Raw genomic sequence first — 22,814 nt, forward strand, 5'->3', positions numbered from 1 at the left:
TATTAGGAGAAGATAAAAATGAAGATTACTAATATTCTAATTAATCAAATGGTCGAGCCCTTAGGATTTAAGCTGGATAATTTTCAAGTAACTTTTGCAGTTGAAGATCTAAATATAAGTGATTTTTCAAAAGTATATAAAAAAATCAAAATATTTGAGGCTGAAAGTAATAAAGTTATTTATTTAGTTGATTATGAACAGTATGAAAATAACCAATTTAATGTAAAAGTGAACTTGAAAGCTCGTACTAAGTATATTGTCGAAATTAGTATTAAAGCCCTGAATCAAGAAGTAAAAGCAAGTAGCTTCTTTGAAACAGGAAAGTTAGATGAGCCGTATCTAGGAAAGTGGATAGCTAGTCCTGATAAAACCATCTCTAATACTCTGTTTTGTAAAAAGTTCCAAAGAAAAAATGTAGGAATAAAAAGAGCTAGATTGTATGCGAGTGGTTTAGGATTATATGAAGCATATTTAAATCATCAAAAGATTGGAAATGAGTATCTCTCCCCAGGTTTTACTAACTATCAGGATTGGATTCAAGTTCAAACTTATGATGTAACTTCTTTAATGCAGGAAAATTTAAAATTTGAATTACTCTTTTCAGTAGGTGATGGATGGTATAAAGGACGATTAGGTTTTGATGGTGGAAAGACTAACATATTTGGCGATCAACAAATGATTATTGCTGAATTACATCTTGACTATGAAGATGGGAGTAAAGAAGTAATTAAAACCGATTCTAGTTGGCGTACAGCAGAAGGAAAAGTTACTAAAGCTGAGATTTATTATGGTGAAGATTTTGATGAAAATAAGAAAATAGATTCGTGGCAAGCAGCTATTGAATTAGAAAAAAGTACGGATCAATTAACAGATAGACTTAGTTTACCGATTATTATTCATGAAAAATTACCAGTTAAAAAGATAATTAAAACTCCCAAAAATGAAGCTGTTTTAGATTTTGGGCAAAATCATGCTGGCTGGCCTAGTTTCTTTAATACAGCTCCTAAAGGGAAAAAAGTTACACTAACTATGGGCGAAATTCTGCAAGATGGTAACTTCTATAAAGATAATTTGCGTAAAGCAAGAGCTTCGTTTACCTATATTTCAAACGGAGAGGAAAAATGGATTCGACCTCATTTTACTTATTTTGGCTTTAGATATGTAAAAGTGGAGGGTATAGATAATGTAAAGAAAGAAAACTTTGAGTCTTTAGTTCTTTATTCTAATTTATTGCAGACTGGCAAGATTGAGACTAATAATGAACAAGTAAATAAACTATTTAATAATGTCTTATGGGGACAAAAGAGTAATTTCTTTGATATTCCAACAGATTGTCCTCAACGTGATGAAAGATTAGGTTGGACTGGAGATGCAGAGATTTTTGCAAAAACGGCATCTTTTAATATGAATTCGTATGAATTTTTTAAGAAATATGCTTATGATATGAAACTAGCGCAAGAAGAAAATAATGGCAAGCTTCCAATAGTTGTTCCAGATATTGGACTTAAATCATCTGGGATGGCTATTTGGAGTGATGCAGCGACTATCATTCCTTGGTTAATTTATAAGTTTTATGGCAATAAGGATATTCTTAAACAAAACTACTTTCAAATGAAGTCGTGGGTAAATTGGATAGGTGAAAATACTACTACAAAAGACATGTGGACTGGAGGGATGCAATTAGGTGATTGGCTTGCACTGGATAATGGAGATAGGCCTAATGGGAGAACCGATTCGAGTTTTTTAGCTACACTCTATTATTTGATTTCAACGCAGATTTTAGCAAATAGCGCTCAAGTATTAGAACAGACACAAGATCATGATTATTATCAGGATTTGACAGAAAGAATTAAAAGCAAATTATGTAATAAATATGTGACCATGGATGGAAAAGTTGCAATTAATACTCAAACAGCTTTAGCGTTAGCATTAAAGTTTAATTTAGTTTTGGGCAATCAGAAAAAACAAGTTACTAATGATTTGGTTGAGTTAATTAAGCTAGATAATAACCATTTATCAACTGGATTTGTTGGGACACCATACTTATTATCTGCCTTATCTGATAATGGAAAACATGAAAAGGCTGTAGATTTGTTTTTAAATGATAATTTTCCTAGTTGGCTTTATGAAGTTAAAATGGGTGCAACTACGATGTGGGAGAGATGGAACTCAGTTTTGCCAGATGGCAGGATGAATCCAAAAGGTATGAATTCTCTTAATCACTATAGCTTTGGTGCGGTTATGTCTTGGATGTATGAATATGTAGTTGGATTTAGAAAATTTGATCCTGGTTTTAGAAATATTACTTTTGCTCCACTATTTGATTATCGGTTAAGAAGTGTAAAAGCATCGCTAAAAACTTCATATGGAAAAATTAGTGTGAATTATAAACTTGAAATAAATAAAGCACATAAAATTAATTTAGAAATAGATATTCCATTTGGAATGAATGTAAAAATGATTTTACCTCGAAATAAGAACAGATTAATAAATGTAAATGGTCAAGAAATGAAGGAAAACATAATATTAAAAGGAGGAGAATATCATATTAGCTACATTCCAACCCAGTCTTATGTGAAAGGGTATGAATTATCTACTTCGGTTTCTATGATTCTAGAGAATCGAGGCTTAGTTCATCAAATAGATAGTATTGATGGAAAAATTTTAGAGAAGGTAAAACATTCTGGAAATATAAGAGACATGTTTATTGATAAATCACTAATGGACTTGCTGGAATATGAACATGTATCAAAAGAAAGCACAGAAAAGATAGAAAAAATTTTAAAGCAAGAAACTTTATATTAAGAAATAAGACCTGGCAAATTGCCAGGTCTTATTTTGTTGATTCTCTTTTTACAACCTTAATGTCTATTAAGCTATTTTCTGTACTTTTTTCGCCACGGATCATCTCTAACAATCTCTCAGCAGCTGTTTTTCCGATTAATTCAGGTTGCTGATCGATAGTTGAGAGAGTAGGAGTAGTAAATTCAGATAGTTCATTATTGTCGTATCCAACTAACTGAAAATCTTCTGGAACGTTAAGCTTTTGCTTTTTAGCAAGTTTTAAGATGTGTGCAGCGTAAATGTCGTTAACAGTAATAATTGCGTCGTAGTTTTGAATGTTTTTAAGCGCTTTTTTAGCTCCGATATTGTATGTGTCCTTCTCGCTTATTTCTTGTAAAGTGTAATTTAGTTGTTTTTTATTTAATTCTTTAATAATACTGGCGACTCTTTCATTAACGGTAGGTAATTTTAAAGGAAGATGCTGAATTAAAACTTTCTTGATTTGATTATTGCTAATCAAATCAACTATTTCGGTACCGCCTTTAATATTATTTGATACGATTCTAACAATGTTATCGTTAATGTTTGCACTGTCATACATTACAAATGGAATATGATAATAATTTTCATGTAAATCAAAAGCTGAAGAAATAATGCCGTCAATATTATTTTGTAAGAAACTATTAATTGCATTTTGATATTTTTTACTATCAGAACCTACACCAAAAGAAACTAAACATGTATATCCAGCAGGTTGCAATACAGATTGAACGCCATTTATTATACGTGCATAAAAGACATTCTCGATAAAAGGAATAATAATTCCAATCATTTTTGAGCGTTTTTGATATAGAGTTCTAGCAACTTGATTAGGATGGTAATTAGTCTCATTGATTATTTGATTTACTTTTTCTCGAGTATCTTTGCTTACTTTTCCAGAATTATTGATAATTCTGGACACTGTGGCAACAGATACATTAGCCAATTTAGCAATATCTCTGATTGTGGTCATTTAAAAATCCTTAATTTTAGTGTAACAGTTTACATGCTTATTATATCGCAAATAAAGATAAATATTAGTTTAGCAGAAGTTAAGCAATTCACCATTGCAATGTAACCGGTTACATAATAATATGATGATGTAAGGAAAACAAGGAGGAAAAATTATGAATGTCGAGGAAATAAAGCGGTCAAATAAACATAACTGGAAATTAAAAATAGGTATTTTGGGAATTTCATTGTTTTTACAAGTGGCTGGATCCAATTTAGCAGCGATTCCTTTAATTGCAAAATCATTTCCTAATCAATCATTAACTTCAATTCAGGCATTATTTACTTTACCATCTTTTACTATCATGCTCTTTATTTTATTTAGCAATGCAGTGATTAAGTGGGTTGGAAAAAGAAATACTGTAATTATCGGAATGATCGCAACAATTATTGGTGGATTAATTCCTTTCTTTATCAATAACTTTGCAATTATTGTAGCAAGTAGATTATTAGTTGGAGCAGGTATTGGACTATTTACTTCATTAGCGGTTTCTCTAATTGGTGACTGTTTTAGTGGAGAAGAACAAAAGACGTTGATTGGTATCCAAGGTGCTATGGGAACATTAGGTAACAGCTCAATGACATTTGTTGCTGGACTTTTACTGGGAATTAAATGGCAAGCAACATTCTTGTATTTTCTAGTTATTGTTCCATTTTTGATCCTATTTATGATGGGCTACACATCTAAGATGGAAAAAGAAACTACGGTCGAAAAAGTAGCTCAAAAGAAGAAAAATCAAACTAGCAAGCGTGCAAAAATTCCAGCAAGCATTTATGTTGCTTTTGTAATGTTGTTCTTATATTTCTCAGCATTTATGGTCGAAGCAACAGCATCTGCATTAGTTATTCAACAAAATCATTTAGCAAATCAAGGAATGCTTTCTACTGAAATTGCTATTGCTGGATTAATTGGAGCAGTGATTTCAATGGCGTATGCTCGCATTTTTAAAGTTTTGAAGAATTTCACGCCAGTGGTTGCAGTAGCTTTAGGTTCAGTTGGTTTTATTGTATGTTCACAGGCAAGTAATATGACAATTTTCTTTCTTGGGCTATTACTAATGATGGCTTCAAGTTTAATAATTCCTTATGTTTATGACACTATTTTGAGCGAAGTAGATAGTTCAATTAGTAATTTGATCATTTCAATTGCACAAATTTGTAACAACTTAGGCGCATTTGCTTCTCCATATGTAATTGCACTTTTAAGTGGAATGACTGGTTTGTCTACTGCAGTTGATCAAATGAGAATTAGTGCAGGTATTTTAGGAGTAATCGTAATTGTGTTTGTAATAATTGCAGTTTCTAGGATTAGAAAGAAAGCATCAGCCAAAGTAGCTAAATAGTATAGTGAGGAGAATAAAAATGAAAACAGTAGAAAAATGGAAGAGATATGAACTAACATTAAATGGGCCAAGTGACGGTAATCCCTTTAGAGATATTGAATTAACAGCAACTTTTGATAGAAATAACCATCCAATTACTGTTGATGGATTTTACGATGGAAATGGTGTCTACAAGGTGCGTTATATGCCAGAAGTAGAGGGAGAATATACTGTTACCACTCATTCAAATGTTTCTGAGTTAGATGGAAAAACTGATATGTTCACAGTAGTATCAGCAAGCCCAGATAATCATGGACCAGTTAGAGTTGCTGGTAAAACGCATTTTGCATATGCAGATGGGAGCAGTTACATTCCGTTCGGTACGACTGCATATGCTTGGACTGTGCAGCCTAAAGAAGTTCAAGAAGAAACTTTAGCAACTTTAAAAGAAAATAAGTTCAATAAAATTAGAATGCTAGTTTTCCCTAAGAGCTATTCATACAATGAAGAAGAGCCTGCAATTTATCCATTTGAAGGATTTTTACGATATAAACGTGGAGCAAATGACTGGGTCTTTGATGCAAAAGAAACTGGATTTGATTATACAAGACCTAATCCAAAATACTTTCAGAATTTAGAAGATAATATTGAAAAATTAGACCAACTTGGTGTTGAAGCAGATTTGATTTTATTTAGTCCATATGATCGATGGGGCTTTGCAAGAATGGGATTGGAAAACAATCTTTGGTATTTGAAATATGTCATTGCTCGTTTAGCTTCTTACAAGAATGTTTGGTGGGCTCTAGCAAATGAATATGATTTAATGGATTTAGTAGGACAGATTCCATTGAAGGATTGGGATAGAATTGGTCAATTTGTCCATGAAAAAGATCCGTCACAGCACCTTGAATCAATTCATAATTTTTATGATCCACCACAACACAAAGATACTATAAAGAACTGGTATGATCACACTAAGCCATGGATTACGCATTTAAGTGTTCAAAGTGATAATGTTTTCTTAATTCCTAAATGGATTGAAGAATATCAAAAACCTGTGGTTGATGACGAATGTCGCTATGAAGGCAATATTGAATTTGGCTGGGGCGATAATACTGCAAAAGGTATGATGGACAACTTTTGGCGTGTGATCTTGCGCGGTGGAGGTTGTACACATGGAGAAACTTATATTGATAAGCCACACACCAAGCGTCCAATTTGGTGGGCACATGGTGGCAAATTATATGGTGAGAGTCAGAAGAAGATTAATTTCTTATATGATTTGTTAAAAGATAATGGCTTTTATTGGGTTAAGCCACAAGCTACCAGTGGTCCGACTTGGGAATTAGCAGCAGGTTCAACTCCTGATGAGAAAAAGTGGTTGATTTACTTTGGTGAAAATCAACCAGAATTTGAAGTTTTAAGTTTCTTACAGAAGGAAAAGAAATATCGCGCTAAGTTAATCAATGCTTGGGATGAAACGATTGAAGATTTTGATCAAGAAATACAAAATGATCAATATATTCATTTACCACGTAAGGATTATCAGGCACTCTTATTAACAGAAGAATAAACTAAAAGGATATAGTTTTAAATTATATCCTTTTTTTGTTAAGTAGGACAATTTAAGTTTATAATTATATACATAAGCGCTAACACAAGGAGGTAAATCTAATGACAAAATTTGAAAATAACAATTTTGGGGATGTACTACTTAACCGGCATTCAGTTCGTCACTTTGATAAGGATGTAAAAATTCCTCGTGAGGAATTAAGAGAAATGATTAAAGAAACAATTACTGCACCATCTGCATGTAATTTGCAAGCTTGGCAGTTCATTGTAGTTGATACTGATGAGGGCAAGAAGAAATTGCATGAATTTTATATGCCATTTAATAATCCGCAAATTGATACTTCAAGTGCAATTATTCAAATCGTTGGTAATACTTTAGCATTTAAGAAATACCGTGCTTTGTGGGATCATATGTATGAAGAAAAAAGAATTTCTAAGGAAGAATTGGATAAGGTTTACAATACTTTCTTACCATTGTATGAGCACGCAGATAAAACAATGCTTACAGCTGATGCAATGGTTGATTCATCACTTGCTGCAATGCAATTAATGCTGATTGCACGAGCACATGGTTATGAAACTAATGCAATGGCAGGTTATGATGCTAAGAAAGCTGCCAGTGTAATGGGACTTGATCCAGAACAATATGTTCCAGTAATGGGAATTGCGATTGGTAAACCAGATACAAGCGTACAAGAATTGAAGTCGGTTAGATATCCTGTTGATGATGTTTTGAAATTTGAATAGATGAGGAAGCATTCTGAAATTGTTAATTGAATTTTAGAATGCTTTTATTATAATACTTACTCTTTAATTTCTTCTTTGTGATTATCGATGAATTTTAGTACTTCAACGTAAAGCTGAAAAAGTTCCTCGGTATTCCATGGATTAAGACCAGTAATTGAGCGAACTTTTTCTAATCGATAAGTTAAAGTATTGCGATGGATATGTAGATTTTTAGCAGTTTGAATAGCGATTTGGTTGCATTTTACATAATTAAATATAGTATTTAAATATTCGTTTCCCTGATCGAGTGCTATTAAACTCTGAATTTTTTGCTGAGTATTTTTAAAAGCTAGATTACTTGACAGTACTTTATCAATGAATAAAATATCAGAATAATATTGGGAAGATAGATGGAAAGTTTGTGCAAGATTGACGGCGATTTGTGCCTGATGGAAAGCTTTACTTATATCAATATTTTTGTTGCTGATTCCAATATATAGGTTTAACTGCTTAGCTAAGTTTGCAAATTTTTTAACAATTTCTTCTTTATTGGTAATAATAACCTGTGTATCATCAGCTCGGCTTAAAAGAAAGTCATCAAAACCTAATTTAATTTTCTTTGCTGTAGTAGTATCAGTTTTAAAGTCAAGTACATATCTTTCTAGACTTAAATTGATTTGAAGTTGTTCAGCTTCTATCTTTAGGTTTTGTTTAGTAGCTAAGTCATTTGTAGTTTGAATCCATCTAAATAAAAAGCGATTTAATTTATCTCGTCTATCATCGATTTCCTCTTGTTTAGCTAATTGATTAACTAATAATTCAGTCGCTACTTTTAAAAGTGAAGCTAAGGGGACAACTTCTTTTGGTTTTCCCGTAATGCCAACTACACCAATAACTTGTCCTTGATATTTAATGGGCATATTAACTCCGGGTTGTCCATGCTCATTATGATGTTCATTCATTGGCAAAATTTTATCTGCTTCCATGGCTTGAATAGCGCCAATATGAATTTCGCCAATTCGTTGTGGATTACCACTGGCAATTATTTTTCCTTCGGCATTCATCATATTGATGTTGTAGGGGATCTTTTTCATCATTTGCTTAACTATAGTGCGAGCTAAATTAGGATTTAGTTCCATTCTTTATTTACTTCTTCCTCTTCTGCCTAATTAATATTGTGCAACTGCATAATGTATCGATATTTATCTAATATTAATATTATAAAGTGAAAATATTAACAAGAACAAGTTAATGAAGAATATTAGGAGAAAAAGTATGGGAAGCATTACAATTTCATGGCTTGCTGCCTTGTTTGGGCTAGCACTGGCAATTTTTTTGATCTTTAAACGAATTAATCCAGTTTACGCACTTTTTGCTGGTGCAATAATTGGATGCTTAATTGGAGGTGCGTCATTTGCACAAACCGTTTCAATTATTGAAAAAGGAACGCAAAGTGTAATGGGAACTGCTATTAGAGTTTTAGCAGCTGGTGTTTTAGCCGGTGTTATGATGGAATCGGGGGCAGCTGAAACAATTGCGCATGCCATTGTTAATAAAATGGGCGAAAAATTAGCATTAATGGCCTTGGCATTATCAACAATGATTATTACTGCAGTTGGTGTTTTTATTCCAGTGGCTGTTTTAATAGTTGCTCCAATTGCCTTGACTGTTGGTAAGAAGTCGAATATTAGTAAATTAGCATTGTTAGTTGCTCTGTCTGGTGGAGGCAAAGCAGGAAACATTATTTCTCCCAATCCTAATACAATTGCTGCAGCTAATGGCTTCCATTTATCTTTAAGTCAAGTTATGATTGTCGGTTTTATACCAGCTATATTTGGTTTAATCGTAGCTACAATTTTAAGTGGTTTTTTAAGGAAAAAGGGACCAATTGTTGAAGATGGCGATATAAAAGAAACAGAAGAATCGAAATCTCTTATTCCACTTTCTAAAGCACTGGTGGCACCAGTGTTAGCTATTGTGCTATTGATGATTGGGCCGATTGGAAAATTAGTTCATGTTAGCTGCTTAGAAACAATTAATATTGATGCGATGTATGTTTTGCCGTTTGCATCTCTAGTTGGTGCATTAATCATGGGGAAAGGAAGACAGATACCACATTTTGTATCCAATGGCTTAAATCGAGTAGCAGGAACAGTTTTGATTTTAATCGGGGCCGGTGCAATTGCGGGTTTAATCTCAACATCTGATTTATCGATTCAAATTGTTCATTTGTTGGCCAAAATTGGCTTACCAGGTGTATATTTAGCGCCAATTTCTGGTATTTTAATGGGTCTTGCTACTGGTTCAACAAGTACTGCAGTTATTTTAGCAACAGGTTCATTTGGAAAAGCAATTTTAGCAACTGGTACTGGAGCTTTAGCAGCTGCAGCCATGGTTCATGCAGGTGCAACTGTAATTGATGAGGTACCACAAGGTAACTATTTCCATATAACCGCTCAAAGCATGCATATGACAATTAAAGAAAGAATGACCGTAATTCCCTATGAGTTCTGTGTGGGATTAACAATGACGGTCGTAGCAACTATCTTATATGGATTTATTTTAAAGTAGGAAAGAAATAAAAATGACTAAATATGTATTAGCTCCAGATTCTTTTAAAGAAAGTATGACTGCTAAAGAAGTATGTGATGCTATGGAAGTTGGAATTAGAAAAGTAGAAGAAGATGCAGAGATAATCAAGGTACCGATGGCCGATGGTGGCGAAGGCACAGTCGATTCTTTAGTAGATGCAACTAATGGAAAAAAGATTACCTTAGAAGTTACTGGACCATTGGGAAATAAGGTAAAGGCTTACTATGGTTTATTAGGAGATGGAAAAAGTGCAGTTATTGAAATGGCCAAGGCTAGTGGATTAGAAATCGTGCCTAAAAACAGGCGTAATCCATTAATTACTACCACTTATGGAACTGGTGAATTAATTAAAGATGCTCTTGATCACAAAGTTAAAGAAATTATCATTGGTTTAGGTGGCAGTAGTACTAATGATGGTGGTAGTGGAATGGCACAAGCACTTGGTGCACATTTATTGGATAAAAACAATCAAGAAATTCCTTGGGGCGGAGGAAATTTAGATAAATTAGCTAAAATTGACATCAATAATCTAGATCCGCGTTTGAAGAATGTAAAAATTATTCTAGCAAGTGATGTAACTAATCCGCTAATTGGTCCAGAAGGAGCTTCAAATATTTTTGGTCCGCAAAAAGGTGCAACTCCAGAAATGGTTGAACAACTTGAGAGCAATTTAAAGAAGTATGCACAAGTAATTAAAAAGTATTTATGCAAGGATGTAGCGCAAAAAGCAGGAGCAGGAGCTGCTGGTGGTTTGGGTGCAGGATTAATGGCTTTTACAACTTGTGAAATGCATCAAGGTATTGAGATTGCAATTCAAGTAACTCAATTAGAAAAGAAGGTCAAGAATGCAGATTATGTTTTTACCGGAGAAGGCGGAACGGATTTCCAAACAAAATTTGGAAAAACCCCTTACGGTGTAGCAAAACTAGGCAAAAAATATCATAAACCAGTAATTTCGTTAGCCGGCTATCTTGGTAAAGGAATTAATAGTTTGTATGACGAAGGTTTTACTGCAATATTTGGTATTCTTCCTAGTGCTTGCAGTCTTGAAAAGGCTCTGAAAGATGGCCCTATTAATGTAAGCCGAACAACGGAAAATGTAGTTCGCTTACTTAAGTTTTAATTATTCTTTCTTACTTTACGTTAGTAATGCGATGGACTATAATCAGATTTGAAAACTAATAAAAAGTAAGAAAGAGTAAGAAAATGAAGAAATTATCAGATAAAGTAACTTTTAAACATGGTGCAGTTATTAATAATCGTATGGTTCAACCACCAATGTTGACTAATAGTGGTTTGAACGGTGCAGTTACTGATGATACGCTTGCTTACTGGAAAGCACGTGCAAATTCAGCAGGTCTAGTAATCTCAGAATATAATTATGTTAGTCCAGCAGGCGGTCCAGCAATTACTTGGACAGATGATCGAACTCAATTAGCGGTTTATGATGATAAATTTTTACCTGGCTTGACCAAAATGGCAAAGACAATGAAGTCAGGCGGCAATAAAGCACTTCTTCAAATTGTCCACACTGGACGAGAAGCAAATTATCGCGCTCACTTGGGCTTACCAGTATATGCTCCTGATACGGCAAACTATCCATTTTTGCCTTATGGAGTCCAAGCCTTCACGACTGAACAAGTCGATCAAGTGGTAAAAGATTTCGGAGCTGCAACTAAGCGAGCAATTGATGCTGGTTTTGATGGTGTTGAAATTCATGGAGCTAATCACTACTTAATTCAGCAATTCTTCTCCCGATTTTCTAATCACCGTGATGATAAGTGGGGAGATTATGAAGCATTTCCTCTAGCAGTTGCTAAAGAAGTATTTGAAGTAGTTAAAAAGTATGCACCTAAGAACTTTATTATTGGCTATCGTATTAGTCCTGAGGAGATTAATCCAGATAATGTTGGTTACACTTGGCATGAGTCAACTGAATTGATTAATAAGTTAACTAATAAGTTTGACTTTGACTATATTCACTTATCACTCCCTGACTATAAGGCTAAGCCAAAAGATTCTGATAAGACTTTTGCGGGATTATTTAGACCAGTAATTGGTGATGATACGAAGTTAATTATTGTTGGGGATGTAATGAGCCAAGCAGCAGCGGAAGATGCATTAAACTATACTGACTTAGTAGCAGCTGGTCGTGCACAGTTAATTGATGCAAACTTTGCAGCTAAGGTAGTTGCTGGTAAAGGAAATGAAGTAATCACTGAAATGTCAGAAGCAGAAGAAAAGGAGCAAGCCTTAACACCTGGCTTACGTAAAGTGATGGATATGGAAACTAAGCGTCCTGATTTTGCTAAGGTTTTAAGAGAAGTTGACTATAGCAAGGCTCTTAAGGTTAAGTAAATTTATCTCTAAACATTTGTCAGTTTGTTAATTCCGTTTTATAATCATAGAAAAAGAAAAGGATGATAACAATGGGACTAACTTTTAACAATCCTAATAACTTACAACAAATGCTTGATAAATTTGCGACTGTTCCAGATCCCAAAAAGACGCCTAAAAGACCAGGCGAAGGGCTTGATAAGCCTAAAAAAGATGGTGGTCAAACTCCAAATGTCATTAATGAGGAGAAGGAACCTGAAATAAAGAGCAAAAAGAAGAAAGATAAGAAGTAGTGTAAAATCCATTAAAGCAGGTCTGTTTTAGTGGATTTTTTTGATACCTTTTATGTAACCGCTTTACAAAAAGCGATAATTATTCTATTATAGAAATGTAAATTATATATCAAATCGCAACGTGGATTGTAACTCTTTGAGGCATTACCACAAACGATTTATAGAAGTTAATATGCTTCTATTATTGTTTGTGATGCTTCAAGGAGTTTTTTTGTGGCTGAGCAAACTAGAAAGGTTAAAAATGTTTAGTTTGTTTAAGAAAAAGGAGAAGACAAATATTGTTGCTCCGGTTTCTGGTAAGTTAATTGAATTGGAAAAGGTAAATGATCCTGTTTTTGCCAAGAAAATGATGGGGGACGGATTTGCGATTAAGCCAAATCTACAAGGTCAAACTTTTGATGTTTATGCACCAATTGATGCGGAAGTTGTGTCGCTTCCTTCTACAAAACATGCAGTTGGACTGAGAAATAGAGAAGGACAAGAAATTTTAATTCATATTGGAATTGATACTGTTGATTTAAAAGGCAACGGTTTTAGTTCATATATAAGTCAAGGTGATTATGTTCATCAAGGAGAAAAATTAATCTCAGTTGATGATAATGTGCTTAAGCATAATAACCTTGATGATACAGTAATGGTAATCTTGGTTAAAGGTTATGCAAATAACTTGCTTATCAATTATGGTAACAAAGTAGATCAAGATACTAACCTAATAGAGTAGAGAGGGATAAAAATGAGGGTTGAAAAGAAAATCAATAATAACGTGGCCGTTTGTACAGATGGTAATGGTCAAGAATTGATTGCTTTAGGCAGAGGAATCGGTTTTCCGAAGACCCCATATGAGTTAGCTGATCTTTCTAAGATTGATATGACATTTTATCGAGTAAATGACCAAACACTGGAATTATTGAAGACTATTCCTGGTGATGTTGTGATGGTTAGTTCACAAATTGTAAAGGAAGCACGATTAAAAATAAAGAAAGAGTTCTCTCCAAATATTATTTTCAGCTTGGCAGATCATATTAGCTTTGCAATTGAAAGAACAAAAAGAAATGAAGTTTTTGATTTCTCGCTTTCCTATGATATTGAACATTTATACACACAAGAATATGAAATAGGTCAAGAAGCTTTAAAAATTGTGAAAGATCAACTAGGATTTGAACTTCCAAGAACTGAATCAATTGCTATCGCAATGCATTTTATTAATGCACAAGAAGGTTCAGTTAGTTTGAATCAAGTTGATGATCAAGAAATTATTGATCATATTTTAAATATGATAATTTCTCAGTTCGAAATAGAAATTAATAAAAAAGATTTTTCTTATCATCGATTTATTCTTCATTTGCGATATATGTTAAAGCGAATTAAAGAAAATAATCAAATTTCGGATAATTCAAGTGAAATAATGTTAAAGACGATGATTAAAGAAAATTACTCAATATATAAATGCAGTAAAAATATTGTTTCTTATATTGATAATTCGTATAAAAGTCACACAACTGATGATGAAATGTTTTATTTAATGGTTTATATAAATCGAATTGTTTCTAAAAATATAAAAGAGGTAGAGAAAAATGGCTAAAAGAAATTATAGTCAGGTTGCTCAGCAAATTGTAGTTTTAGTTGGAGGGAAAGACAATATCAGTCAAGCCACGCATTGCATGACGCGATTGAGATTAACTTTAAAAGATTCAAGTTTAGCAAAAGATGATGAGATAAAGAAATTAGATCCAGTTATTGGAATAAATAAAGTCGGTTCTCAATATCAAATTATTATTGGCCCAGCAGTTTCGGATGTATATGATGCTGTATTACCTTATCTAAATAAGGGAGCAGCGTCAGGTGCAATAGATGATCCAGCAACTGCTGAAATTGATAATAAAAAAGTAGATAAGAATTTCAAGTATTATGTTAATTTAGTATTTGATTATTTATCAGGCTCATTAGTACCTTTAATACCGATTTTACTAGCTGCTTCTATTTGTAAAACGATAGCAGTTGTTTCTGGACCTCAAATGTTCCATTGGGTTTCAAAATCTTCAGATTTCTTTACGTTATTTACGTTTGTAGGGGATGCGGGATTTTACTTTTTCCCATTATTTATTGCTTGGTCAGCTGCTAAAAAGTTAAAGACAAGTATTCCAATTTCTCTCTTTTTAGGAGCAATTTTATTACATCCAACCTTAATGAAATTGGCTGCAAGCAAGAATCCTAACTTTTCAGTATATGGTATTCCTACAACAGCAATGAATTATTCTTCAACTGTTATTCCAATGTTGTTAACTGTTTGGATTCTAAGCTATGTCTATAAATTAGTTAATAAGTATTGTCCAAATGTATTAAAAGTATTTCTTGTTCCAGTTGGTACATTATTAATTATGCTTCCAATAATGTTATGTTTACTTGCCCCATTAGGTGGCTATTTAGGCAAATGGTTGGCAGAAGGAATTGTTTGGCTGGATAAAGTTGCAGGACCATTAGCAGAAGCAATTTTAGCTGGTATTTTTGGATTACTGGTTTTGACTGGAATGCATGTTGCATTATTATCAATTGCTATCGCAAACTTTCCAATTCTTGGATACGATGCATTAGTAATGCCTGCAGGTATTTTAGGTGCATGGGCTTCATTTGGTGTAATGCTAGCATGTCTAGTTAAATTTAAGACTGCAAAGAATAAAGAATTAACTGCTGGCTATGCAGTTACCTGGTTATTTGGTGGTGTTGGAGAACCGTTCCTTTATGGATTAGGTTTACCATATAAAACTCCACTGTTTGCATCAATTATTGGTGGTGCAATTGGAGGATTAGTTGCAGGCTTTATGAAATTAAAAATGTATGTACCAACATCTGCTAACGGAATTTACGGATTAGGAGGATTTGTTGGTGGACCAAACAGCAATTATATTGCATTGGCTGTATCTATAGCTGTCTGTGTGATTGCTGGTTTTGTAACTATGATGTTTATGTCATTATCGGAGGAACCAGTTCATGAAAAATAGTGAAGTAATAAGTAAAGTTAAAAATTACGAACTTGGTATTGTAGATGGTAAGAAGATAGATGATACTACTACCCGTGATCAAATTGTTTATCAATATGGAGATGATCTTGAAAAAGAATGTCAAGGAATAATATTATGTGTTTATCCCAGCATAGATGTAATTAGAAAAGCAATTGATTTAAAAGCAAACCTTATTATTACTCATGAGTCATTATTTTGGAACCATGGTGATAAAACCGATTGGTTAAAAGACAATAGAACTTTTCAACTAAAAGAAGAATTATTAAGAAAGCATCATATTGTTGTGTGGCGTAATCATGATTATTTGCATTCAGGAATTCCATTAGCTGAAGCGCCTGAGAGATATACTGATGGTATTTTTTATGGATTTGCCAAGAATATGAATTGGACAAAGTATGTAGTAGGAGATAAGAAAAAGTACGACCATTTTCATATTCCTCAAACTACTGCAAAAAACTTAGCTCAATATTTAATCAGAAAAATGAATTTAACTGGAACCAGAATTATTGGAAATCCAGATGCTCTAGTCTCAAAAGTTTGTATTCCATTCCACGTGTTTGGCAATGCTAATGAAGATATAAAAAATATGGATGATGATAATGTTGACTGCTATTTGACTATGGAATTGGTAGATTTTACTTTAACCGAATATGTTAAAGATTCTGCTCAACTAGGGAGAGATAAAGCAATTATCACATTAGGACATTTTAATTTTGAGGAACAGGGAATGAAATATATGGCGGAATGGTTACCTGATGTAGTTGATCAACAAATTACAGTACGCTTTATTCAAGCAACAGATATGTATCATTTTGTAGAAAGAGAGTTGTTATGAAACAAATATTAATTCGTGCAGATGATCTTGGCTATTCAAGAGCCGTAAATTACGGCATCTATGATGCAATTCATAACGGAATAATTAATAATGTTGGTGTAATGGTAAATATGCCTGCAACTGAACAGGGGTTAGATTTATTAAAGAATGAAGATATTGATTTCGGAATGCATACTGATATTACTAATGGCAAGCCGGTTCTTTCTTCAGCTCAGGTTCCGTCTTTAGTAGATAAACAGGGGAATTTTAAGCGCTCCAAAGTTTATCGAGATAATTATGGAAAGCCGGATTTTACTAATTTAGATGAAGTAGTTGCTGAAATTGATGCTCAATATCAGCGTTTTTTAGAATTGGTTGGCAAGAAACCTGATTATTTTGAAGGCCATGCAGTTATGAGTGACAACTTTATTAAAGGATTGCATATTGTTGCTGAAAAATATGATTTACCAATTTTAGATTTTGCTTTTGATAATAAGCCGGTTAGTTTTAAGAAAGAAACGCGTTTCAGTCCATATATGGAAAGTATGAAACCTAATTATGATCCTGAAAAGGCGTTCTTAACAATGCTTGAGCATGATGAAGAAGAAGTAATTCCAATGATGATTTGTCATCCTGGATACCTAGATCAATATATTTTAAATACTTCTAGTTTAACTATTCCTAGAACTCAAGAAGTTGATTTTGCAATGAATCCGAAGATTAGAGAAATTATTGAAAAAGAACAGATTCACTTAGTTAGATATAGTGAATGCAAGTAAAAATAAAGACCACGTCTAAAAAACGTGGTCTTTTGTTTAATTGAAATAGTCGAGTTTAATTATAAGTCTAATAGTAAACGTAGGTATTAAAACTATTTTTTTTATCGACATTAAAGCAATCAAGTAGCTTAGTTGCAGCCCAATCTGTGTCGTCTGCTTCAAAGAAAATTGATGAATATTTATTAAACATTTTTCTTAAAACAGCTTGAATGAATGAAACAAGAGACTTTTCATTAAACGAACAGATATAAGCTATTTCATTTTTTTCAGTAAAAACGAAATTTTCAATTTTCCCATCTTTATTTGTACTGTAGTAGCCAGTTTTGGTTGGAACTTCTTGAGTAAAAGCATCCTCAGAAACAGTTAAAGGAGATACAGCTTGATGCACTTCTTGATAGTATTGATACAGCAAATGACATAGCGCAGAGTAATTTTTACTATTTGTATTGAAGGGATGGATAGAATGATTAGAATTAAGCTGTATTTTCAAATCTTTATTTATTACTTCTGGTGTATAGCAATGACGTTTACATTTAAATCCATTTTGAAGTAATAAATGAATTAAATCGGTATTAGTTGAATCAGTCATTACTTGAAGTGATTGACCTTCGATTTGTTTGATTTCATTAAATGGAAAATAAGTAGGATATTTAGCTAGATTAAATTTCAGGTAAAGATATTTATTATGAAATTCGTTATGGTAAGTAGTAATAGTGCCTATGTCTTGCTCATCGCACCAAACACTATATTGATTATTTTTAATCTTTTTAATTTCTACGGACATTTTCCCACTCCTCTCTTAAAATTCCATATTTCATAGAATCGTAATATTTATTATTGTACTACCGTACCTTTCTGATTTGTGCTTCTTTTTGAAATCTGAGTTTTTCTGCAACACGCATCATTGAAAGATTACCAGACCAAGTTGTTAATCCAATGTGTTCCAACTTGTCAGTATTTTGAAAAATGTGATTAATCCAAATTCGGAGCGCAGTTGTGCCATAGCCACCACTCCATTTGCTTGAATCATAGATTACACTTCCGATTTCAATCCAGCGTGTTTGTTCATCAATCCAATCTTTTGAAACCATGCCGATTGGCTGCTTGTTAACTATAATGCAGCGACAATCTTCGCTTAATAAAAATTTAGCGATAGGACTTTCTTTGAATAATTTAAAATCTGTAAATTTTTGATAATCATTAAAGTACGGTGCATTAAATTTGGTCCATGCAGGTTGATTGACTGAAAAAACTTGTTGCCAAATTTCTTTTAACGAGTTTTCTGTAAATTGGGTTAAACTAACTTTTTCCATAATGGACTCCTTGATTATTTGTTATAGTAGCATTTTTAAAAGCGATTTATAATAGAGACGATAACAGAAGAAGGCGATTGAGATGAAAAGTGCAAATGAAATAGTTATTGGTAAACCGGTAAAAATTAACCATGTTTTAATCGGAGCAGCTGCAATTGTTATACTTTCATTATTTGTTACTGGCTTTGGCTATTTGCCTTGGTGGGTATTTCTAATTGTTTTGATATTAGGAATTTTTATTACTTTGCCGACATGCTTCAATTCTTATTGGAGAATTAATGAGGAAGAAATAAAGATTACTTCTTATAGCAATAATGATGCAGTTAAGTTGATGCAGCTTTTAGGCTTACATAAAAAAGATGAGCAAGTGATAAAACTAGCTAATATTGAAAATGCGGAAATTATCTATAAGAAAAATATCAGAATCAGTCCTGTTGATTTTAATCCAGATTACCTTAACTTATATCTTGATACAAAAGATGGACAGAAATCCACATTGTCTTTAGGGAATATTGACTATCAAAAGTTTGCTACAATTATACAGTTTTTAAAGGATAGTCAAATAGAATTAATAGATAAGCAGGGGATTGTGCAACTTTTAAGAGAAAATAAGAATTTATTTACTCATTTTCACAATAAGAAATGGACGGCTGTTTAATGACAAAAGAAGATGTAATTAGGCAATATTTCTGTAGTTGGCTTAAAAAAGATATAAATTTATGTAAAAACTTATTTGCTGAGACTGCAACGTATAGTGAGTGCTATGGTCCAATTTATAGAAATAAAAGAGAAATTTTAGCTTGGTTTCGTGATTGGAATAAAGAAGGAAAAGTTCTTGAGTGGTCAATCAAAAAATTATTAATTATAAGAAATACAGCAATTGTAGAATGGTATTTTAAATGCAACTATCATGATAAAGTAAGTGAATTCGATGGAGTGTCACTTATTGAGTTTGATATTCAAAATAAAATTAAGAGTGTAAAAGAATTTCAATCAAAATCAAAGCATTATTATCCGTATTCCTAAAAATACGATCTAGGGCATTGAGTCTTAGATCGTATTTTTCTGATATCTTATTTAGTTTTCCTCATTCTTTAGGTATTTATCGCCTACTAAGGTGCGATAAAAGTTGGCAACAGTTTGGCGATAATACGGTTGGAGATAAAGATAGAGTAAAAAGTTGACAATAGCGATTAGAATAATTGCAATTAAAAATGCAAACAATGCTTGAAAAGCAATATCAGCTAACATAGGTTTACTAAATGGTTTTAGAGAAAGAAAAGCGATAATTATTCCCACTAAACCAATAATAAAATACCAAATATTGAAAGTTAACCAAATGATGAATAAGGTAGTTTTATTGCCTTTCATAACCTTGCGTGATTCACTTATCGCTTCTGTTGCAGTCATTTCGTATTTTGAATCAATCATATCCTTCATAATGTAAGGTGCCATTGCGTAAGAAAATCTTTTAATAATACCAGGAATAATTAATAATCCAATTACCCACAGTCAGTTGCCTTTTAGCTGTTTGCGAGCAGTTTTTCTTAATTCTTTGCGATTGATTTCCATTAGTTGATCCTTTCTTAGAAAAGAAAAAGGCTCCTAGCTTAAAAAGTTAGAAGTCTTTAATTTTTCAATCTTCATTTTTGCTTTGATCCCAGATTTTTTTAGCAGCCGGAATTTTTCCTAGATCGCTAATTTCATCTTTATCAACAACAATCAAATTGTTGGGACCTTGAGCAAGTTGGTTGAAGCTATCAAGACTTTGATTTCTAAAGTAGCCTTCGCCAGCGTTATCAAGTGATTCTTGTAATTTCTTAATTCGGTAGGCATCCGCATCAGCTTGAGTTTTAATTGCTTCCGCATTTGCCTTGGCTGTAGCAACTAAGGCATCATTTTTTGCCTTAGTTGTTAATTCGATATTTCTAGCTTCACCTTCAGCACGTGCAATAGCAGCAGTCTTTTCACGGTCGGCAGTTAATTGCTTATCCATTGCCTTTTGAATTTCTGGACTAGGAAGCAATTCATCAACATTGACACGAACAACGCGAATGCCGTAAATATCAGTCAAATCGCCAATTGCTTCCGCAAGTTGCGCGTTAATCTGACTAGTTGAGCCTAACGCTTCATTTAATTCCATTCGACCAATAATGTCACGAAGGTGACCGCGAATTAATTGCACCATTGATTCAACAGAATCAGTGTTGTTGTAGAAGTACTTGTAAGAATCAGTAACAAGATAGTTTAAAGTTAAGCTAGTAGTAATTTCTGCGTTATCTTTAGTAATAATTCGATATTTAGAAATTTCCAAAGGCTGCAGAGCTAGCGATACTTTTCTAATTCTTTGAACTCCAGGGAAAATCATCACAAAGCCTGCCTTTACAGTGCGTGAGTACTTACCTAGAGTTTCAACTAAGCCCTCGTAATTTTGCGGAACAATATGAAAACTTAAAGCCAATAGAACAAAAAATAAAATCACTAAAACAATTAGTAAAATTCTCATTAACATAGGTAGACCTCTTTTCTTAATTTTAATTATTATTATGGCAGATTTTGTTGAAAATTAAAATAGTATTAGATATTATTAAGAATATGTAATTTATAATGAGAACTTGAAAGAGATTATTTATGATTAGAAGGTATCAAAATTCAGATTTTAAGCAGTTATGCTATGTAATGGATCGAGCTCGAAAGCAAGAATTAAAGACGGCAAGCATGGAGCAAGTGTTTGTGCAATTGAGGGATGCGCCCTATTTAGGATATTTGTTAGAATGCGATATTTATGTTGCTATTAATAAAGATAATATTGTTGGGTTTATTGGGTTAAGACCACATGAATTATCATTTTTATATATAGATCCAACTTTTCAAAAATGTGGAATAGGAAAAAAATTATTGAAATTTGCTCTAGATCATCTAGAAAGGCCAATAAGATTAGATGTATTTACAAATAATTTTGCTGCTAAGTGTTTGTATAAAGAGTATGGCTTTAAAGTAGTAAAAACGGTGATTGAAAAATGGTCTGATGAATATCCTGTAGAATTTTCTCAAGATACCATGGAGTTAAGGTGAAAATTATGTGTCAGATTTGTAAACGAATCGAAATGATTAAAAGTTACCAAAATAAATATTTCGTAAAAAAACTTGAAACTGGATATGTGGTTTTAGGAGATAATCAACATTTTAAAGGCTATACTTTGTTTCTTTATAAAGATCATCAACATGAATTATATGAATTAGAATTTAAAGAGCAAATGAAATTTTTAGCAGAAATGTCGCTGGTGGGTGAAGCTGTTGCAAAAGCTTTTAAATGTGAAAAGATGAATTATGAATTATTGGGAAATGGAGATGCACATCTACACTGGCATTTATTTCCACGTGTATCTGGCGATTTAGAAAGTTATGGATACCATGGCAAAGGCCCAGTATGGTGGTATCCGCAAGAGAAGATGTACAGTGAAGAAAATAAAGTAGATGGTGACGAACTGGAGATAATGAAACAAAAATTAAAAGTTGAATTAGAAAAAATAATATTAAAGGTAGAGCATAATTATGATTATTGATACTAAACAATTACAAAAAGCCGTTATTGAAAATAAGAAAAAACATAATTTTAATACGACTGATATTAAGTTTGAACTTCTTTTGTTGTACGGCGAAGTAAATGAACTGTTTCAAGCTTGGCTTAAAGAGGACCAAGAAAATATCAATGAAGAGCTTGCTGATGTAGCCATTTTTCTATTAGGAATTTCTGAAATGCTTGGGAGTGATCTTGGTGAAGACATTGTTAAGAAAATGGCGATTAATGCAAAACGAAAATATGTGCATGGAAAGAAGATAAGTACTGATGACTAAGATAGAACTTACTCGTTTTAGAATTAAAAAAGGGAAAGAAACTAAAGCGCAAGAATGGATGGATTTTCTAAATGAACATCATGCTGATACTGTAGCCACAATGGCTGGTGAAAAGATGTATATTGAGAGTGTGTTCAAAGAAAAAAATCCAGATGGATATACATATTTTTACTGGTATTCAGTTCAAGGCGAAGGCGGAAATGCTGTTGAAGAATCAGAAAGCTATATTGATAAGAAACATATTGAATATTGGGACGAATGTATTGATATGGAATATAAGCCAGTTGATATGAAACTAGAAGAGAGTTTAATTGCACCAGATGTTGAGAAGGTAATTGAAAAGGATGAGTAATG

At 32.8% G+C, this 22,814-nt stretch carries 24 protein-coding genes and 1 pseudogene; 19 read left to right on the top strand and 6 right to left on the bottom strand.

What is annotated here, in order from left to right; genetic code table 11:
• Positions 1 to 18: 18 nt before the first annotated feature.
• Complete coding sequence (locus QM512_RS03080) at positions 19 to 2,805, top strand: alpha-L-rhamnosidase (RefSeq protein ID WP_282806059.1); 2,787 nt, start codon at positions 19 to 21, stop codon at positions 2,803 to 2,805.
• Between the two features lie 28 nt (positions 2,806 to 2,833).
• Here QM512_RS03080 and QM512_RS03085 read toward each other — a convergent pair whose 3' ends face one another.
• Entirely contained in the window at positions 2,834 to 3,796 is a 963-nt protein-coding gene (locus QM512_RS03085; protein WP_282806060.1) for a LacI family DNA-binding transcriptional regulator, read from the bottom strand.
• Positions 3,797 to 3,950: 154 nt separating this feature from the next.
• Here QM512_RS03085 and QM512_RS03090 point away from each other — a divergent pair, with 154 nt between their 5' ends.
• From QM512_RS03090 to QM512_RS03100, 3 genes are all read left to right on the top strand, one after another.
• On the top strand, positions 3,951 to 5,177 hold the full coding sequence (locus QM512_RS03090) for an MFS transporter (RefSeq protein WP_282806061.1): 1,227 nt from the start codon (positions 3,951 to 3,953) through the stop codon (positions 5,175 to 5,177).
• A gap of 19 nt (positions 5,178 to 5,196) precedes the next feature.
• Positions 5,197 to 6,729, top strand: a complete 1,533-nt coding sequence (locus QM512_RS03095; protein ID WP_282806062.1) for a DUF5060 domain-containing protein — start codon at positions 5,197 to 5,199, stop codon at positions 6,727 to 6,729.
• 101 nt (positions 6,730 to 6,830) lie between these two features.
• Positions 6,831 to 7,475, top strand: a complete 645-nt coding sequence (locus QM512_RS03100) for a nitroreductase family protein (protein WP_282806063.1) — start codon at positions 6,831 to 6,833, stop codon at positions 7,473 to 7,475.
• Between the two features lie 56 nt (positions 7,476 to 7,531).
• Here the strand turns inward: QM512_RS03100 and QM512_RS03105 are convergent, their stop codons facing one another.
• On the bottom strand, positions 7,532 to 8,593 hold the full coding sequence (locus tag QM512_RS03105) for a CdaR family transcriptional regulator (RefSeq protein ID WP_282806064.1): 1,062 nt from the start codon (positions 8,591 to 8,593) through the stop codon (positions 7,532 to 7,534).
• 136 nt (positions 8,594 to 8,729) lie between these two features.
• On the opposite strand from QM512_RS03105, the gene QM512_RS03110 reads away from it, so the two are divergent.
• From QM512_RS03110 to QM512_RS03150, 9 genes are all read left to right on the top strand, one after another.
• Positions 8,730 to 10,025: a GntP family permease gene (locus QM512_RS03110; protein ID WP_282806065.1), complete on the top strand. Its 1,296-nt coding sequence runs from the start codon at positions 8,730 to 8,732 to the stop codon at positions 10,023 to 10,025.
• Between the two features lie 13 nt (positions 10,026 to 10,038).
• Complete coding sequence (locus tag QM512_RS03115; protein WP_282806066.1) at positions 10,039 to 11,169, top strand: glycerate kinase family protein; 1,131 nt, start codon at positions 10,039 to 10,041, stop codon at positions 11,167 to 11,169.
• A gap of 83 nt (positions 11,170 to 11,252) precedes the next feature.
• Positions 11,253 to 12,404: an oxidoreductase gene (locus QM512_RS03120; protein WP_282806067.1), complete on the top strand. Its 1,152-nt coding sequence runs from the start codon at positions 11,253 to 11,255 to the stop codon at positions 12,402 to 12,404.
• A 71-nt stretch (positions 12,405 to 12,475) separates the two neighbouring features.
• A complete protein-coding gene (locus QM512_RS10240) occupies positions 12,476 to 12,676 on the top strand; it encodes an SPJ_0845 family protein (protein WP_156236061.1) in 201 nt (66 codons plus the stop codon).
• A gap of 241 nt (positions 12,677 to 12,917) precedes the next feature.
• Positions 12,918 to 13,397 carry a PTS sugar transporter subunit IIA gene (locus QM512_RS03130; protein ID WP_282806068.1) on the top strand — a complete coding sequence of 160 codons (480 nt, stop codon included), beginning with the start codon at positions 12,918 to 12,920 and terminating at the stop codon, positions 13,395 to 13,397.
• A 12-nt stretch (positions 13,398 to 13,409) separates the two neighbouring features.
• Positions 13,410 to 14,258: a PRD domain-containing protein gene (locus tag QM512_RS03135; RefSeq protein ID WP_282806069.1), complete on the top strand. Its 849-nt coding sequence runs from the start codon at positions 13,410 to 13,412 to the stop codon at positions 14,256 to 14,258.
• On the top strand, positions 14,251 to 15,675 hold the full coding sequence (locus tag QM512_RS03140) for a PTS transporter subunit EIIC (RefSeq protein WP_282806070.1): 1,425 nt from the start codon (positions 14,251 to 14,253) through the stop codon (positions 15,673 to 15,675). The genes QM512_RS03135 and QM512_RS03140 overlap by 8 nt, the downstream gene beginning before the upstream one ends.
• Positions 15,665 to 16,531 carry a Nif3-like dinuclear metal center hexameric protein gene (locus tag QM512_RS03145; RefSeq protein WP_282806071.1) on the top strand — a complete coding sequence of 289 codons (867 nt, stop codon included), beginning with the start codon at positions 15,665 to 15,667 and terminating at the stop codon, positions 16,529 to 16,531. Before QM512_RS03140 ends, QM512_RS03145 begins: the two co-directional genes overlap by 11 nt.
• Entirely contained in the window at positions 16,528 to 17,289 is a 762-nt protein-coding gene (locus QM512_RS03150) for a ChbG/HpnK family deacetylase (protein WP_282806072.1), read from the top strand. The genes QM512_RS03145 and QM512_RS03150 overlap by 4 nt, the downstream gene beginning before the upstream one ends.
• A 67-nt stretch (positions 17,290 to 17,356) precedes the next feature.
• Here QM512_RS03150 and QM512_RS03155 read toward each other — a convergent pair whose 3' ends face one another.
• Positions 17,357 to 18,073, bottom strand: coding sequence for a GNAT family acetyltransferase (locus tag QM512_RS03155; RefSeq protein ID WP_282806073.1), 717 nt, complete (start codon positions 18,071 to 18,073; stop codon positions 17,357 to 17,359).
• Positions 18,057 to 18,602: pseudogene (locus tag QM512_RS03160) on the bottom strand (GNAT family N-acetyltransferase). The gene QM512_RS03155 and the pseudogene QM512_RS03160 overlap by 17 nt, the downstream one beginning before the upstream one ends.
• A gap of 82 nt (positions 18,603 to 18,684) precedes the next feature.
• Between QM512_RS03160 and QM512_RS03165 the strand changes: the two are divergent.
• Together QM512_RS03165 and QM512_RS03170 are read left to right on the top strand one after the other, a co-directional pair.
• Positions 18,685 to 19,260 carry a hypothetical protein gene (locus QM512_RS03165; RefSeq protein ID WP_282806075.1) on the top strand — a complete coding sequence of 192 codons (576 nt, stop codon included), beginning with the start codon at positions 18,685 to 18,687 and terminating at the stop codon, positions 19,258 to 19,260.
• A complete protein-coding gene (locus QM512_RS03170; protein WP_282806076.1) occupies positions 19,260 to 19,628 on the top strand; it encodes a nuclear transport factor 2 family protein in 369 nt (122 codons plus the stop codon). The genes QM512_RS03165 and QM512_RS03170 overlap by 1 nt, the downstream gene beginning before the upstream one ends.
• 51 nt (positions 19,629 to 19,679) lie before the next feature.
• Here the strand turns inward: QM512_RS03170 and QM512_RS03175 are convergent, their stop codons facing one another.
• The gene (locus QM512_RS03175; RefSeq protein WP_317133744.1) at positions 19,680 to 20,114 is read right to left on the bottom strand and encodes a DUF975 family protein; all 435 of its coding nucleotides are present in this window, start codon (positions 20,112 to 20,114) and stop codon (positions 19,680 to 19,682) included.
• Positions 20,115 to 20,238: 124 nt separating this feature from the next.
• Positions 20,239 to 21,114 (bottom strand): SPFH domain-containing protein, encoded by an 876-nt coding sequence (locus QM512_RS03180; protein ID WP_282806077.1) that lies wholly within the window; start codon positions 21,112 to 21,114, stop codon positions 20,239 to 20,241.
• A gap of 119 nt (positions 21,115 to 21,233) precedes the next feature.
• On the opposite strand from QM512_RS03180, the gene QM512_RS03185 reads away from it, so the two are divergent.
• From QM512_RS03185 to QM512_RS03200, 4 genes are read left to right on the top strand one after another with little or no spacing between them, the layout of a single operon-like run.
• Positions 21,234 to 21,677 (top strand): GNAT family N-acetyltransferase, encoded by a 444-nt coding sequence (locus tag QM512_RS03185; protein ID WP_282806078.1) that lies wholly within the window; start codon positions 21,234 to 21,236, stop codon positions 21,675 to 21,677.
• Positions 21,678 to 21,682: 5 nt separating this feature from the next.
• Positions 21,683 to 22,168, top strand: a complete 486-nt coding sequence (locus tag QM512_RS03190) for an HIT family protein (RefSeq protein ID WP_282806079.1) — start codon at positions 21,683 to 21,685, stop codon at positions 22,166 to 22,168.
• Complete coding sequence (locus QM512_RS03195) at positions 22,158 to 22,460, top strand: MazG-like family protein (protein WP_282806080.1); 303 nt, start codon at positions 22,158 to 22,160, stop codon at positions 22,458 to 22,460. Before QM512_RS03190 ends, QM512_RS03195 begins: the two co-directional genes overlap by 11 nt.
• Positions 22,453 to 22,812 carry a DUF6176 family protein gene (locus QM512_RS03200; RefSeq protein WP_282806081.1) on the top strand — a complete coding sequence of 120 codons (360 nt, stop codon included), beginning with the start codon at positions 22,453 to 22,455 and terminating at the stop codon, positions 22,810 to 22,812. The genes QM512_RS03195 and QM512_RS03200 overlap by 8 nt, the downstream gene beginning before the upstream one ends.
• Positions 22,813 to 22,814: the final 2 nt, after the last annotated feature.

The organism is Lactobacillus isalae, assembly GCF_947539375.1.
In the GTDB taxonomy this organism is placed as follows: domain Bacteria; phylum Bacillota; class Bacilli; order Lactobacillales; family Lactobacillaceae; genus Lactobacillus; species Lactobacillus isalae.